17 protein-coding genes are annotated in these 15737 nt (G+C 53.4%); 5 read left to right on the top strand and 12 right to left on the bottom strand.

The annotated features are described in order from the left end of the window. Positions 1–40: 40 nt before the first annotated feature. Positions 41–1207: a chloride channel protein gene (locus GGR95_RS12185; RefSeq protein WP_184566206.1), complete on the bottom strand. Its 1167-nt coding sequence runs from the start codon at positions 1205–1207 to the stop codon at positions 41–43. 74 nt (positions 1208–1281) lie between these two features. Between GGR95_RS12185 and GGR95_RS12180 the strand changes: the two genes are divergently transcribed. Further along, entirely contained in the window at positions 1282–1680 is a 399-nt protein-coding gene (locus GGR95_RS12180) for a hypothetical protein (RefSeq protein WP_184566204.1), read from the top strand. Here GGR95_RS12180 and GGR95_RS19035 read toward each other — a convergent pair. The 7 genes from GGR95_RS19035 to GGR95_RS12145 form a co-directional block, all read right to left on the bottom strand. Then, complete coding sequence (locus tag GGR95_RS19035) at positions 1662–2003, bottom strand: potassium channel family protein (RefSeq protein WP_184566202.1); 342 nt, start codon at positions 2001–2003, stop codon at positions 1662–1664. The genes GGR95_RS12180 and GGR95_RS19035 overlap by 19 nt on opposite strands. Next, entirely contained in the window at positions 2003–2527 is a 525-nt protein-coding gene (locus GGR95_RS12170) for an HdeD family acid-resistance protein (protein ID WP_184566200.1), read from the bottom strand. The genes GGR95_RS19035 and GGR95_RS12170 overlap by 1 nt, the downstream gene beginning before the upstream one ends. A gap of 13 nt (positions 2528–2540) precedes the next feature. Then, on the bottom strand, positions 2541–3062 hold the full coding sequence (locus tag GGR95_RS12165) for an HdeD family acid-resistance protein (protein WP_184566198.1): 522 nt from the start codon (positions 3060–3062) through the stop codon (positions 2541–2543). Between the two features lie 35 nt (positions 3063–3097). Further along, positions 3098–4636, bottom strand: a complete 1539-nt coding sequence (locus GGR95_RS12160) for a phospholipase D-like domain-containing protein (RefSeq protein ID WP_246423364.1) — start codon at positions 4634–4636, stop codon at positions 3098–3100. Positions 4637–4891: 255 nt separating this feature from the next. Further along, positions 4892–5281, bottom strand: a complete 390-nt coding sequence (locus GGR95_RS12155; protein WP_184566194.1) for an acyl-CoA thioesterase — start codon at positions 5279–5281, stop codon at positions 4892–4894. 81 nt (positions 5282–5362) lie between these two features. Then, a complete protein-coding gene (locus tag GGR95_RS12150) occupies positions 5363–6514 on the bottom strand; it encodes an acyl-CoA dehydrogenase family protein (RefSeq protein WP_184566192.1) in 1152 nt (383 codons plus the stop codon). Then, positions 6514–7362 (bottom strand): enoyl-CoA hydratase family protein, encoded by an 849-nt coding sequence (locus tag GGR95_RS12145; RefSeq protein ID WP_184566190.1) that lies wholly within the window; start codon positions 7360–7362, stop codon positions 6514–6516. Before GGR95_RS12145 ends, GGR95_RS12150 begins: the two co-directional genes overlap by 1 nt. A gap of 703 nt (positions 7363–8065) precedes the next feature. Here GGR95_RS12145 and GGR95_RS12140 point away from each other — a divergent pair. The 4 genes from GGR95_RS12140 to GGR95_RS12125 all read left to right on the top strand — a co-directional run bounded on the left by GGR95_RS12140 (position 8066) and on the right by GGR95_RS12125 (position 12166). Beyond that, positions 8066–10351 carry a bifunctional salicylyl-CoA 5-hydroxylase/oxidoreductase gene (locus GGR95_RS12140; protein WP_184566188.1) on the top strand — a complete coding sequence of 762 codons (2286 nt, stop codon included), beginning with the start codon at positions 8066–8068 and terminating at the stop codon, positions 10349–10351. After that, on the top strand, positions 10348–11091 hold the full coding sequence (locus tag GGR95_RS12135) for an SDR family NAD(P)-dependent oxidoreductase (protein ID WP_184566186.1): 744 nt from the start codon (positions 10348–10350) through the stop codon (positions 11089–11091). The genes GGR95_RS12140 and GGR95_RS12135 overlap by 4 nt, the downstream gene beginning before the upstream one ends. 64 nt (positions 11092–11155) lie before the next feature. Beyond that, a complete protein-coding gene (locus GGR95_RS12130) occupies positions 11156–11569 on the top strand; it encodes a RidA family protein (RefSeq protein ID WP_184566184.1) in 414 nt (137 codons plus the stop codon). A 144-nt stretch (positions 11570–11713) separates the two neighbouring features. Next, entirely contained in the window at positions 11714–12166 is a 453-nt protein-coding gene (locus GGR95_RS12125; protein WP_184566182.1) for a MarR family winged helix-turn-helix transcriptional regulator, read from the top strand. Here GGR95_RS12125 and GGR95_RS12120 read toward each other — a convergent pair. From GGR95_RS12120 to GGR95_RS12105, 4 genes are all read right to left on the bottom strand, one after another. Further along, a complete protein-coding gene (locus tag GGR95_RS12120) occupies positions 12138–12326 on the bottom strand; it encodes a hypothetical protein (RefSeq protein WP_184566288.1) in 189 nt (62 codons plus the stop codon). The genes GGR95_RS12125 and GGR95_RS12120 overlap by 29 nt on opposite strands. 125 nt (positions 12327–12451) lie before the next feature. Then, on the bottom strand, positions 12452–13036 hold the full coding sequence (locus GGR95_RS12115; protein ID WP_184566180.1) for an RNA 2'-phosphotransferase: 585 nt from the start codon (positions 13034–13036) through the stop codon (positions 12452–12454). 463 nt (positions 13037–13499) lie between these two features. Further along, positions 13500–13973, bottom strand: a complete 474-nt coding sequence (locus GGR95_RS12110; RefSeq protein ID WP_184566178.1) for a metallophosphoesterase — start codon at positions 13971–13973, stop codon at positions 13500–13502. Positions 13974–14076: 103 nt separating this feature from the next. Then, entirely contained in the window at positions 14077–15633 is a 1557-nt protein-coding gene (locus GGR95_RS12105) for a vWA domain-containing protein (protein WP_184566176.1), read from the bottom strand. Positions 15634–15737 lie beyond the last annotated feature (104 nt).

Below are 15737 nucleotides of genomic sequence, written 5' to 3'. Positions count from 1 at the left end.
AACCTCGGAATGTTTGCCTACCCAATGTCGCCACTGCGTTTCAGTGTAAAACCGGTTTTGTCACCAGCTTGGAGCCGCCCCAGCCGATCAATATGCCGACCAAAAGCGGCCCCATTGCCGCCGGACCGATCAACAACAGCGCGATCAGCATGGCTGCAATCGGTTGGCCCATTCCTGCGGTTAACGCCGCTGCCATGCCCGGGACAAGGGCGACGGTTATGGGAATGTCCGGCATCACCCAAAGTGCCGCACCGCCTGCCGCCGCGCCAGCAAAGATCAATGGAAAGGCCGCTCCACCGCGCCAGCCCGCAGCAAGACAGACTGACAACGCGAGCATTTTCAACAATGCCAATGTGATCAACAAGCCCATGCCTGCCCCCGCCCCCCATTCTAGCATCGCTTCCAATTCATGATGGCCAGAAAACCGCAGGATCGGAAAAATGGCTGCCAAGGCAGCAAACAGGGCAGTGCCAATCAAAGTCTGAACAGCAACAGGCCCACAGCGGGCCAGCAATGCCCGCATCGGTGTATGGATCATTACAAAGGCCAAACCAACAGCAGTTCCCAATCCAGCAGGAAGCAACGCGCGCAGCATGTCGGTTCCATCTCTGGCAGCCTGATACACGGGTAAATGAATACGTATTGCCCCATCGGGTAAAAACCGACTGGCCACCAACATGAAGCCCAAAAGCCCCGCAAGTGCCGCGAGGAAAAGTTGCCATTTCGGTGCTTCTGGCTTCGTTTCTGTCATCATCGCAGCACCGGGGGGCGAGCCATAAATACCCGAAAGCGCGGCTACCGCGCCTACTTCAGAAATCATGCGACTATCTTCCTGATTTCGGGCGATCAGCAAGGTCACAAAAGCAGACATCTCAGCCACCACAGCCAAAATGCCGGCTTCGGGTCCAACCGCCCCACCAAAACCCACTGCAATAATGGCCATAGCGGCCAAAAGCACTGTATCGCGGTGTTTCGGCGCAGAAGGGTTGCGGATATCCTCAATCTGCTCAGACAGGCTTTCACCTTCATGCCAGTGACGCAGGACCGCGATGCACACGCCCCCCAACATAATCATGACAAAGATATACCAGCTGGCGTCAGGACCAGACCACACAACCGCAGAGACCAGCCCCATCAGCCAAAGGACAAGTGCGGCGACAACACCTGCGACAAAGCCATATCCAGCAGCAAGGGCAGTTGATCTCATTCCGATTATCCTTTGGTGTCGAGGTCATTATGCGTTAGAAATCTGCAAAATGAGTATTTATGTTAGGTGTGTTTATGAAGGGTTCAGCCGTTTGGATGGCAATAAGGCAGGTCGGTCTCGCGTTGCTGAACGCGACATTGATGTTGCTGTTGGCCGTACTTGTCGCGGCGTTTCTGCTTGTCGGACGCGTGCAAGACCTTGCACAGAATACCCGCATTGCCATTGATGATGTACTTGCTCCGCAGGCTCTGCGCCTAGAGCGTATTGCAACTGCGGTCGAAGGGATCGAACTGCGCGTCTCCGAAGGCACTTTGGAGCAACCTTTGCGTGAAGAGGTTGTAGGATTGCGCAGCGATATTGCGGAGGTCCAATCAGGGCTTCACGCCATCGCGCAGATCGGGCCGCAAGAATTGACCGCGCAAATGATCCGCATTCTGGGCGGTTGGTTAAGCGCCTATTCATCGGATCGTTGACCACGGATGAGGCGATCCGCAACAGATGTCGCTGTGGCCACAAATAGTCCGAGCCCACAAAAGATGTATCCAATGGTAAAAAGTTTACCCAAGGCCGTTTGTGGAGAGAAATCACCATAGCCAACCGTGGCTATGGTGATGACCGAAAAATAGACAGAGTCCAACAAACTCCAGCCTTCGACATACCAATAGAAAACCGAAGCAACGGCAATTAATGTGAGCGTCATTGCCATGAGGGCACGCACCCGTTCATCCCCAAAGGCAACGGCAAGCCCTTGCCACAAATGCCTGATGTTCCGCCCTATCCGACCTTTATGTTCCATCATGCCAGCGGTGCAACCTTGCGGCGTCTAAGGGATAGAACAACAAGTGCGGCGCCATTGGCCATCAGCTCCAAACCCAGTATCGCGCCAAGACTGCCCGCAAGGAAGCCCGGAAATCCGGTGAGAACCACAAGCCCCAGCAGAACTGAAACCCCGCCTGCCCCCAGAACCACAAGATGAAGGTCGTCACCGCGGATATGGCGCGCAGCCCAAAGTTTTGCCGCGCCTGAAATGATCAACAGTGCCGTGAGAGCATAGCGCAAGAAAGTGCCATCACCGAAGGGTCCGAACAATAGAACCAAGCCCATGAGCAAAGAAGCTGCCGCCGCGATGCCAGCTCCCGTTCTTGCCTTGAAACCCGCTGATTTCCAAGCGGACCAGCCTTGCAACGCCCCGACGAACAACAATGCCCACCCAGCGAGTGTGGTGGCCGCTATGGATGCCGAAAGCGGATTGAAAAGTGCCAGAAGCCCCCCGATCAGAGATATAATCCCGACACAAAGCCACAATGCCCAGTTTTTCATGAGATTCTCCTTATTAAGCAACAGTTTCGTTTTTCCGGCTGAGTGCCAACACAATCAGGGATACGCCATTAGAGATCAGCTCAATCGCCAGAAACACACCTAGAACGACAACAGCCGATTGCGGGAAATTGGCGAAAATCATCGCGCCCAAAATTATGGATATCGCACCTGAAACAATCATCGCGAGACGCAGTTGTGGAATTGCACTGCCCATGCCCAACAATAGGCGAAAGCCCCCTGTCACGAGCATCATAAGCCCAACGAAATACGTGAGTGAGATCATGCCTTGCAGCGGTTCACCCACCAGATTGCCCCCCATGATTATCAATAGAAGACCAATCACAAGCGCCAGAATTCGTCCGCCCCAGCCTTGATCCCCGAAAGCTAAAAAGAGTGTCAGTATGCCCACAATCATGAACATCCAGCCTGCCAGCACCACAGCGGTCAACGTGGCCGCAAACGGATTAGCGAGAGCGAACAGGCCCCCAAGCAATGAAACCACGCCAACAATCAGCCATAAAAACCAGTTTTTCATTGTCATATCCTTTAGTGTTATGGGCACAGCCCGCCTTAAATCAACCACTCGACCGGCAGTAATCCGATCACGACAATGGCGATTTGTTGAAACCAGGTCGCCCCCGGCTCTTCTTGATAGGTCACGACACTGCCGTCACTCATTGTCTCTAACCAAACCATCTTGTCTTCTGGTGTCAGTTCAGGCCGATAGCTGACTGAGGCCAGTGGTCCGTCAAATCCTGCACTAACCCTTTTTGCCAAAGTCGGGCTGTCGATCAGAAACCCCATCTCGCAATTCAGCGAAGCCGAACGCGGGTCAAAGTTGAATGACCCGATGAATATCCGGTCGTCATCAATTGCAAAGGTCTTGGCGTGCAGGCTCGCCCCTGAAAGACCAAGCGGCAGACCGGATCCATCCTTCACTGGTGTCATATTACCACGTAGTTTTAGTTCATACAGATCCACACCTGCCTCAAGCAATTCGCGTCGGTATTTTGTGTATCCCGCATGCACCATCAACACATCGGTTGTGTTCATCGCATTGGTCAGGATGCGTACCTCGACACCGGATTGTGCAAGTTTGCTAAAATATGCGTTACCCGGCTTACCCGGCACGAAATAGGCAGACACCAAATCCAGACGCTTTGTGGCATCACCCAAGATCGCTCCCAACCTCATAATCATGAGCTGATCTTTGGTAGCCACGCCTTGTCCTTTTACGGGATCGTCCGCAACGAGCTGAACGTCAGTCCATTCCATTTCGACAACACCCTGCGCGTAGCGGGCCGCGCTATTGTCCATTTCACTCAAGAATTCCTCAGCATCCGTGCTTGCCATAACCGTGGCAGTACGCGCCTCAAAAGCGGCAAGGTCGCCAGTGCCGCCGATGATGCTCTCAACCTCAAAAACCGACTCGCTGTTCCAGTAAGCGTCAAACATTGCAGCTGTTTCTGGCACAACCGCGCCGATCGCCAAGACATCCATATCCACATAGAATACGTCATCTCCAACTTGGAAATACTCGTCCCCGATATTACGCCCACCGACAATCGCCACAGCCCCGTCAGCGATCAGGGATTTGTTATGCATCCGCCGGTTCATACGGAAAAAATCAAACGCATACCCCGCCAATTTCGGCGCACGGACAGTAGACGGATTGAACAGCCTGATCTCGAAGTTTTCCTGCGCATTCAGCGCCGCCATAAAGTCATCCAAGCCCGGCACGCCGTTGTCATCGAGCAGTAATCGCACACGGACACCACGTTGTGCCGCATCTTTCAGGGCGTCCAACAGCAAGATACCAGACACATCATCATGCCAGATGTAATATTGCGCATCTATCGACTGCTCAGCAGCGGCAATTATCGCCAGCCTACTCGCAAGCGCATCATGCCCCTCGCTTAATGGAATTACCCCGGATTTATCAGGATGATCTGTCGCCCCAGCGGCCATCAACCGCCCCAGAGGCGTGGCCGGATCAACCGGTAGCGCCGCGCTCGCCTCACGCTGCGAGATGTCAGGCAGAGGGAAGGCCAACCGCGCTGCAAAAACGGCAATTGCCGCAACCGCTATAACGGTGAGAATAAATTTCATAAATCGTTTCATTTTCTCACCAACACTTTACTCAGAACAATACTACAGCTCGTCTTTGGCAGTTAGAATAGCTTACCCTCCCCGCTGCGACCAACGTTAACTTTTAAAATCTTCAACCACGATAGCCATGGAACGCGCTTTTGATCAAGACGAAGTGCCAGACGTTCCGTTTGTCCCCCCAGCGCACAAAAGCTGCGGGACACATTTCGCGGGCCTAGCTCAACTTGAGTGAACACGATTTTGAGCGCCTCCTCCTCAATATTGAGAAAACGCATTTCGTGCTGTCTCAGGCCATGATTGACCAGCCCCGTTTGGGTCAATGTAGACCAAAGTAGATTTAGCACTGAACCGCTGCTCTGTGCCGCACATAGCGTTGAATGACAGATCAAGGCTCGACCTGCCGATGCGGACCACAGCCAAACGGATAACAAGTGCGTCACCGTGTCGACTTGGATTTTGGAACGTCGTGGAAATCTGCGCAGTGGGTACGCCTGCAGTCTTAAGTAGCTCTTCAAAAGGCAAACCGATTTGCGTGAAGAACGCCTCAACGCAGTCGTTTATCATCTCGAAATAGCGGGGGTAAAAAACAATCCCCGCAGGATCACAGTGCTTGAACAGCACCTTCTGGTTAAAGTCAAAGCTCATACATACGCCTTGTAATTTGGGTACGCCCACAAAGCTGCACGTGCCAGCAGGGTCGAGACAGACCACCCTGCTGGATGTATTTTACTGGCCCACAGTTTCGCGAGCAATGATAACCCGCTGTACGTCTGATGCCCCTTCATAGATTCGCAGGGCACGGATTTCGCGATATAATTTTTCAACTGTCTCACCCGACTTAACCCCATCTCCGCCGTGTAGTTGTACAGCGCGGTCGATGACCTTTTGCGCCTGATCGGTGGAAAACAGCTTGGCCATTGCTGCCTCACGGGTCACACGAGGCGCACCGTTATCCTTGGCCCATGCTGCGCGATAAACCAGCAATGCACTTGCGTCTACATCCACTGCCATATCCGCGATATGGCCTTGGACCATTTGCAGATCGAACAATGCTGCCCCTTGAACATGGCGCGAGGTGACGCGAGTGATTGCTTCGTCAAGTGCGCGTCGGGAAAAGCCCAAAGCCGCCGCCGCAACGGTCGAGCGGAACACATCTAAAACCGACATCGCAATACGGAACCCCATACCGCTGTCGCCAATCATTGCGCTTGCAGGGATGCGGCAATCCTCAAAACGCAAAGTAGCCAGAGGATGCGGCGCGATGGTTTGAAGCCGCTTTGCCACCCTCAGGCCGGGCGTGTTTGCAGGCACAATGAAGGCCGACAACCCACGTGCGCCATCGCCATCACCCGTCCGCGCAAAGACGGTATAGACGTCGGCAATGCCACCATTACTGATCCACGTCTTTTCACCGTTCAGAACATAGCTATCGCCATCCCGCGTGGCGGTCATAGTTGAATTTGCAACATCAGAACCCGAACTAGGCTCGGTAAGTGCAAAAGCCGAAATCGCCTTGCCAGCGCGCACCAAGAGCAACCATTCGTCTTTTTGCTGATCTGTCCCAAACAAGGAAATTGCCCCCGTTCCAAGCCCCTGCATCGCAAAAGCAAAGTCAGCTAGACCGTCGTGGCGCGCCAGTGTTTCGCGGATCAAGCAAAGCGTGCGCACATCCAAGGGATCGGCGCCACCAGAGCCGACGGCGGCATGTTTCAGCCAGCCGCCCTCGCCCAATGCGCAGACCAACGCACGGCAGGCTGCATCTGTGTCACTGTGATCGATGTGGGCCAGCTCCCTTGTCGCCCACACATCTAAATCAGCAGCCAGCGTGCGGTGACGGTCTTCGAAAAACGGCCATGCGAGAAAGGAGGTGTCAGACATCAGTTACCCTCAAAGACTGGTTTTTCTTTGGCAACAAATGCGTTGTAGGCCCGCTCAAAATCGGCAGTCTGCATGCAAATGGCTTGCGCTTGCGCCTCCGCCTCAATCGCCTGCTCAATCGACATGGACCATTCTTGTGCCAACATGGTTTTTGTCATCATGTTACCAAAGTTAGGCCCGGCAGCGATGCGAGCCGCCAATGCTGTTGCTTCGCCCAACAGTTCGTCCGCCGCGACAACTTTGTTATGGAAACCCCACGCGTGCCCTTCGTCAGCCGACATAGAGCGGCCCGTATACAAAAGTTCAGCGGCGCGGCCCTGTCCTATAATACGTGGCAAGATCGCGCATGCGCCCATGTCACACCCCGCCAAACCAACCCGCGTAAACAAAAACGCAACTTTGGCTTCTGGTGTTGCCACACGTAAATCCGACGCCATTGCGATAATCGCGCCCGCCCCCACGCACACACCATCAATGGCAGCGATAACGGGCTTGCCACAATTCACAATGGCCTTCACCAGATCGCCGGTCATGCGTGTAAAGCTAAGCAGCTCTTTCATCGACATTCTCGTCAGCGGTCCAATGATATCATGCACGTCCCCGCCCGAGCTAAAGTTACCACCATTCGAAGCAAAAACCACGGCATGAACGTCATCCGCATAGTGCAGATCCCGAAACCAATCGCGCAACTCGGCATAGCTCTCGAAGCTAAGCGGGTTTTTCCGTTCGGGCCGATCAAGCGCGATGGTCGCGATACCGTCTGAAATTTCACATTTAAAGTGCTGAACGTCTGTACGCATAAATCTTCCTTTTGAATGCTTCGGCTTTGCTTGTGATGCAAAGCTCATGTCCGTTTTGGGTTGAGCTCAGGCAGGCACGTTGCAAATGCTAACACCTAGCAGTGCACTACCCCATTTTTAGCCGTCCACTTTGAGTAGATGTTAGAGCCGTGATCACTTTACTTTAAACTTAACACAATAATATTAATACTGGCTATTAGGCCGCTGCAACAAAATATGTGACATTTAACTATGTAAGCGTGTATTTATCACAATTAAATATTTAATATTAAAAGATATATTTAATTGCCAATTGCACAGATATCTTGCCTTCATGAACTCACCACCCCCTCGGCTTTTATCCATATTTGCCTTAAGTCGCATCCCATCATACCTAATCGAAGCCGCACATTTGGGTCACAACGCTACACGCCCAAGCCTTTGGCTACATCGAGCCCAGACCGGGCCATAGGCGAGTTATGACACCAAAATGATAATAGCCCTCCATTGCTCACCGACCCTGCAGCAGGATGCCAAACAAAGAAGCGCTAAGCGCCCCCCCCCCTGCCGGACCCTGATCAAATTTGAATGTCAGCAACCCGTTTAGATATAAAGCAGATTAGAGGGCGGTGAAGCCTGTCGAAATCATTTAAGCAATGACAATTTGACGCATGAGGTGTGAACTAACCAGCTTCAATACAACTTTTACTTTATACTTGAAATAAAATATCACCCTGATAGACTCATCGAAACATACGGAGCAAAGCGTGATATGAAAATTTCTGTTCTTGGCGGCGGCCCCGCAGGTCTCTACTTCGCCATCTCGATGAAGCTACGAGACAGCAGTCACGACATCACAATCTTTGAACGAAACCGTGCCGATGATACCTTCGGTTGGGGCGTTGTGCTTTCTGATGATACCATGTCCAGCCTCGGCGCAAATGACCCCGTTTCCGACCGCATGATCCGCGAAAACTTTGCCTATTGGGATGACGTCAAAGTTGTCCGCGGCGAAAAATCCATGACGTCGAGCGGCCATGGATTTGCGGGCATCGGACGTAAGGTACTGCTATTGTTGCTTCAGGAACGTGCGCAGCAGGTAGGTGTGACACTATCCTATGAAACTGAAATATCGGCTGAGAGAATTGAAAAGCTTCGTACAGAATGCGATCTTGTCGTTGCCGCCGATGGGCTGAATTCACAAACACGCAGATTGTATGCAGAGGCCTTCAAGCCCGAAATAGACGAGCGCCTCAATCACTTTGTCTGGCTGGGCACCCACCAAAAATTCGATGATGCATTTACTTTCATCTTTGAGCAAACCCAGCATGGCTGGATTTGGGCCCACGCCTATCAATTCGACAATGACACCGCGACCTTCATTGTAGAGTGTAGCCCGCAAGTGTTTGAAGCCTACGGTTTTGCCGAGCTGAGTCAGCCCGAAAGCATCGCCCTGTGCGAAAAAATCTTTGCAAAACATCTGGGCGGACATTCGTTGATGACCAATGCAAACCACATCAGAGGCTCTGCATGGATTCAGTTTCCACGTGTCACCTGTGAAAATTGGTACTTCAACAACGTTGTTCTGTTGGGCGACGCCTCTGCCACGGCCCACTTTTCCATAGGTTCCGGCTCTAAACTGGGCATGGAAAGTGCAATCATGCTGGCCGATCAGCTTTGCTCGGGCGCCCCTTTGGAAACAGCGCTTCACACCTATCAGGAAGAACGCAAGCTTCAGGTGCTGCGCATCACATCTGCCGCCCGAAATTCCACAGAGTGGTTCGAAGAATTGGGCCGCTATCTGAATTTGGACATGATGCAGTTTACCTATGCGCTGCTCACGCGATCCCAGCGCATTAGCCATGAAAACCTGCGCGAACGCGACCCAAAGTGGCTTGCCGCTGCCGAAACATGGTTTCAAGGTCAGGCTGGAAACGCGTCCTCGCGTGCGCCGATGTTTGCCCCATTCAAACTGCGCGACATGGAATTGTCAAACCGCGTCGTTGTCTCCCCCATGGCCCAGTACAAAGCCAAAGACGGGAACCCCACCGACTGGCATTTTGTGCATTATGCCGAACGGGCCAAAGGTGGCGCAGGTCTGGTCTTTACCGAAATGCTCTGCGTTTCTCCAGAAGGTCGCATTACGCCGGGTTGCCCCTGTATCGGAGCCAGCCAAGTGGCAGACTGGTCGCGCTTGGTGAATTTCACCCATACGGAAACCGACGCCAAAATCTGTGCCCAAATCGGTCACGCAGGCCGTAAGGGTTCAACGCGCCTCGCTTGGGATGGCATCGACCAACCCCTGCCCGAAGTGGATGCTTGGCCGCTTCTGTCTGCCTCGGCCATCCCATTGATGGACGGAAATGTTGTTCCCAAAGCCATGGACCGCGCAGACATGGATATGGTGACACAACAGTTTGTCGAGGCCGTACATGCCGCTGATTCCGCAGGCTTTGACATGATCGAAATGCATGGCGCCCATGGCTATCTTCTGGCCTCGTTCATTTCTCCGGTCACAAACAAGCGAAATGACGAATATGGCGGCTCCCTTGAAAACCGGATGCGCTATCCGTTGGAAGTATTCAACGCCATGCGCGCGGCTTGGCCCGAAAACAAACCCATGACAGTTCGTATTTCGGCACATGACTGGATGGGTATAGATGGCACAACACCTGATGACGCTGTTGCGATTTCTGCGCTGTTCAAAGAGGCGGGTGCGGATGCGATCAACGTTTCTTCTGGGCAAACAGACAAAGCCGAACAGCCCGTATATGGGCGTATGTTTCAGGTTCCTTTCGCTGACCGCGTGCGTCAAGAAGTCGGCCTGCCTACCTTGGTCGCTGGCAATATATACGAACCAGATCACATCAATTCTATTTTGATGGCGGGCCGTGCTGATCTGGTATTATTGGCGCGCCCACACTTGGCAGACCCTTATTGGACGCTACATGCCGCCGTTGAACTGGGCGACACCGAGCAAAGCTGGCCCGCCCCGTATGAAGGTGGTCGCCGTCAAGCTAACACAATTGCAGAACGCAAACGGAGCATGGGCATATGACCCTGTCAGGCAAAACGGCAGTTGTGACAGGTGGTGGCAGCGGCGTTGGCGCCGTGATCGCGGTTGAGCTAGCGCGCGCAGGGGCGCGGGTCATCATCTGCGGACGTCGCACCGCACCTTTGTACGAAACTGCGGCGCTACACGACAACATCAGCGCAGAAGTCTGCGACATTTGCGATGAAACAACCATTTCAGAACTGATGAGGAAGACTGCGCCCGACATCGTCATAGCAAATGCAGGCGCATCCCAAAGCGCGCCATTGATCAAAACTGAACTGAGTGATTTCCAGCGCATGGTAGATATCAACCTAACAGGCAGCTTTTTGACATTCCGTGAAGGTCTGCGTGCTATGCATGGCAAACCTTGGGGACGCGTGATCGCAATTGCCTCAACGGCGGGTCTAAAGGGCTATACCTATGTGGCCCCATATGCGGCGGCTAAACACGGAGTTATCGGATTGGTCAAATCCGCAGCCCTCGAATTCGCCCGCAAGGGGATAACAGTAAATGCAATCTGCCCCAGCTTCCTCGATACAGAAATGACAGAGCGCTCAATAGACAATATCGTCGAAAAGACCGGCATGAGCCCCGACGAAGCCCGCGCCTCGCTTACAGGTACAAACCCTATGCGCAGGTTGGTGCCCCCAGAAGACGTCGCAAAAGCAGTGATGTGGCTGTGCGGTGAAGGTTCGGACATGGTGACGGGACAGGCCATTTCCGTGTCGGGCGGCGAAATCTAAGCCGAAGGCGAGCTGTTTTTGACGTTGCCGCAGCATGGTCACTCAACAATAAAGAAAGCACAACATGAACTCCTCAAACCCTCTTGCCTTTCTTCAGCCAGAAGGCTGGGCACCCGCAATCGGATATGCCAACGGCGTTCTCGCAGACGGCCCTATAATCTTTACAGGTGGCCTTGTCGGATGGAACGCACAACAGGAATGGGAGCACGAAGACATGGTGTCTCAATTCCATCAAACCTTGCTCAATATTGTCGCGGTACTGGATGTTGCAGGCGCAAAACCCGAACACATCGTTCGGCTGACTTGGTACATCACAGATAAGGCAGAATACCACGCGAACCTTCGGGGGTTTGGCGCCGCCTACCGCGAAGTCATTGGCCGCCACTATCCGGCTATGGCGGTTGTGCAAGTTGCAGGCCTCATGGAGGATGCTGCCCGCATAGAGATAGAGGCAACTGCTGTGCTGCCACGGACATAGGAACCAAGCGGCTGGCCCAAACCTGAAAGACACCCAAGATGTCGTCACTGGATCTCGCACGACAAAATGCGTGAAACTTCCCGCTTTCCCTGTCGTCATAAATGTTGATACATGAAGTAATTCTGATTTTTTGTGGATACACCAATGGCAACTGAGGTCCAGGACGAGAACCTTGCAAGGCAGCGTTTGCGCCTGTGGCTGCAAATGCTGAAAGCAACCCGCAGCGTTGAAGCAAAGTTGCGCAATAAGCTGCGCGAAGAATACGACACGACGCTGCCTCGCTTTGACGTACTTGCTGTCCTGAACGCAAATCCAGATGGCATGAAGATGAGTGACCTGTCACAGCACCTAGTGGTGTCAAACGGAAACGTAACGGGCGTTGTTACACGACTGGTCGAAGATGGTTTGGTAAAACGTACCACCATCAAAGAAGACCGCCGCGCGTTTCTGGTACAAATTACCCCAGCAGGCAGTAAATTCGCCTCGGAAATCGCAACCGCCCATATGACGTGGGTAGATGAGATCATGTCGGAGGTGGCCGATACAGATGCGGCACGCGGCATTTCGATCATGCTGGATGTGCGCCTGAAAAAGTAATCTCAAAGCCTTCAGATCTAAATTCATTTAAAATGCAATCCAGATACTCTAAAGAGATAGCTGACATAAGACTTCCGTCCCCTTGGGTGCCCATATGTTCAACCGCCCTGCCCAAAACCTTTGGGTTGGGCAGAAACGGATTGGCGCGAAAATCATCCATGAGGCTTTGCGACAAGATAAATCGTATATCATTCTGGCTCCCGTACGGCCCAATTAAGGACTGAAGGCAAAGCCCCGTATTTTGAGACACTCGCCAGTACTTTCAATCATTGACGTCTGTATTCTTTACTCATTCGCCTCCTGCTCATCCAATTGGAGAAGGGCAAGGTATTTCGGCGCAACGTAATCTGTAAGCCAGACACCGTTTTCGGCCTGATAAAATGCAATTTCACCCGTTTCCTGCATAGCGCGTGCATCCACGGTCAGGATTATGGGGCTGCCATGTCGCGTGCCCACCCTCAGGGCGGTTTCACGATCCGCAGACAGGTGAACCTGTTGGCGGTTGCCAGCCAGCAATCCTTCCTGCCTGATACTGGGCAGGTTTTTGACCGCGGTGCCGTGGTACAAAACCGCTGGTGGTGTGCTTGGCGGGATGCCTAAATCAACCTCTACGGAATGGCCCTGTGCCGCCCTGATACGGCTGCCGTCATCGGTCAACGTGAAGCGCTTTTTGTCGCTTGTCTGCACGATAACCGCCAATTCTTCTGCTGTGATACCCAGTCCTTTTGCGGCCAGCGCATCGCGCAGCACATCTGCTGCGATCCAGCCGTTGGCATCCAGCGTCAGTCCCAGCTCTTCGGGCGCGTGGCGCAAAACCTTGGCCAACAGGCGGCTGACCTTTTGCAGGTTCTTTTTACTATTGTTTGTCATTTCTTTATCCTCGGATCATATCCTGCGCATATCGCAATTGAATTCTAGTGTTGGTCCATAATCGTCGGAGGACAACGTTTTGTGAGACTTCCCCCGAACGCAAGCGTCCGGTTCGGCGCGACTCGAACGCGCTTTTATCCAATGTAGTCCCACAGGTATTCCTCCTATGAATTTTTGGTCCCCGGCGACAAGGAGTGGTGAAACGATACGTGCTCTACCCCTGAGCTACCCTGCCAGAAGGCTGCAGGGGTGGGAATCGAACCCACGACCACGACATTAACAATGTAGTTCCACGCAGCATTCGCCGAGGGGTATTTTGGTTCCGGCGACAACGGTTTGGTGAAACAAATTGACTGAGCTACATCATGTGCATGATGGCGAGATTTGAACCCGCGACCTCCGATCCCGTTCGGATCAGTGCTCTACCTGTAGTTCCACCAGCATTCGCCGGTTTCTATCCTTTCTATTGTGCCAATCTTGCGACGGCCTCTTCTAATTTCAGGGGGCTGAAGCCTGTGGCATCAACCCCGACATTTCCGCGGCGCACACCCGATACAAAATTCGGACTATGCGTATGGCAATGCAGATGCACTGCACCTCTGAACCAGCCATCCCATTCCTCTATCGGGTAATGGAACAGCACGGCGCGGGTTTTATTGCATTTCACCCGCATGTAATCTCTGCCCCAGCCGTTGGGGTCGTGATTGCCCTGTAGGCGAATGATCCGCCCGTTAAGCCGTTTTAGATACTCTTCACCAGGACCGCCGCGAAAGGCAAAATCACCCAGATGATAGACCGTATCTTTGGCGCCCACGACCGCGTTCCAGTTGGCGATCAGCGCGCGATCCATCTCATCCACATCCGCAAACGGGCGGTTCGCCAGCTTGATAATGTTGGCATGCCCAAAGTGGGTGCAACCTGTTACAAATTCCGTCATTTATCCAATTCTCAAATTTAATCAGGTCAGGCGGACGAGGTTTTTTTGAGAGGGTTACATAATACAGATGTACTCCCACAAGCATTCCGCCTGACCCCATAGTTTAAACGTCTACTGCCGCGATCTGGCCGACCCAGTGGTCCGCACCCATCTCGCCTGCCGCGAAGGCTGCGATTTGGTCGAAGACCGTGTCAGAGAACCCGCCGATGTTCAGCACATCGTCACGTTCCTTGGCCTGTGTCGTCCCGTAAGGGGCGATGTCGATGCAAACCAGCTTGGCTCGTGGGTTACGCTTTTTCAGCTTTTCCCACGCCCGCATCATCGCCGTCCCCATTGTACCACCCTGAGCATGCGCCCAAGATTGGTTATCCGAAACCATGATCACCAGATCAGGGGCACGCCCCTTGGCCAGCAACCATTCCAGCGGCGCGGTGCAGTTTGTACCGCCGCCCCACTGCTCTGCCAAACGCGCCGCGTTGGTCAGGATCGTGTCGCGTGGCTCCAGCCGCATTTCGCGGACCTTTACCTCAAAGGGCAACACGGTGACAGAAGGGTTGCCCCGCAACAGAGCAGCCGAAACAAGCCCTGCCACATCGACAAACCGCGTCGCCGTCGTGGCGCCTTTGCGGAACCCCGTCACAGCACCGGACATCGAAGCCGATATATCTGGGCACACCACAACTTGCCCCGACAGGCGCGGCACATTGCGTACCGACAGCTCCATCGCGTCATGCATCGCGGCGCGGATGGGTTCCGGCATCTCTGGTGACAAGGCCTGATAGGCCGTCATCAACTGATATGGAAACACCCTCGCTTTGGCGATACGCGCCGGATCACGCAGAACTGCGGCCACATAGGCGCACATCTTTGCGTTGTCCAGTACGCCGTGGCGCAGGAATGTGTTCAGGTTCATCCGCGTCATATGCCACGATGCGTTTTCGGCGATCGTCGACCACTGCTTTGTGGTCAACGGTAGCTGCGTCAGCATCTGGAACGGCATGTCAGGCAATGTGCCCTTACCACTGTTCTTGAACGCAATGAAGTCCTGTACCTGCGTCGGCAACAGCGCCACATCACATGGCCGCCCGATGATCCACGCGAACAAAGTCGCACGCGCCGCTGTCTCGGGCTTGGGATGCACCATCTTGATGACATCGGCCAAAGACGGGTTACTACCGACATTTGCCTGCAGCAGCGCCCAATCCGAAGCCGTGTTCAACCAGTTTGCCACCATCCGCTTTGGCGCAGAGCCAAGCGATTTGCGCCCAGTCTGCCCCGACCGCATGATCTGCACAAAGGTGCGCAGCATCTTGCCGTTGTCCACGACACGCCCAAAGGCACGCTGGAACAACACCGGATCACGCCCCGCTAGAACCGCCAGCAAGAAGGCTGGCATATCCTTCATATGTCCATTTTCACGTACATAAACTGCTGTCTTGGCCAGCACCAAAGGGTCTACTTTATTGGCCAAATCCAACACGCGAGTTAGTTCCTGCATTGGGTCTTGATAGAAGGTGGCACCAAACGTACCTGTCATCGCGACCTGTGCCAAAGCATGGGTATCCAAATAGCTATAAGCAGTCGCCCCAGCAAAGTTGGTAGTATCGGGTACTGGCATGAACCGACCTTTGATCGATGCAAACAATGATTTATTCGCCATTTTCCCAGTCCTTCCGTGGTTGGCTTGCCGTGAGGCGTCTTGTTTCGTTGGTTTGTTTTCCTCCATTTTGGTTCAGGTGCGAAGAAAAATAATGAATTCCTCAA

It is taken from the genome of Sulfitobacter undariae, from assembly GCF_014196805.1.
Taxonomy (GTDB): domain Bacteria; phylum Pseudomonadota; class Alphaproteobacteria; order Rhodobacterales; family Rhodobacteraceae; genus Sulfitobacter; species Sulfitobacter undariae.
Note: the sequence above shows the minus strand (reverse complement) of the source record. Positions and strands in the feature narration are given on the sequence as shown.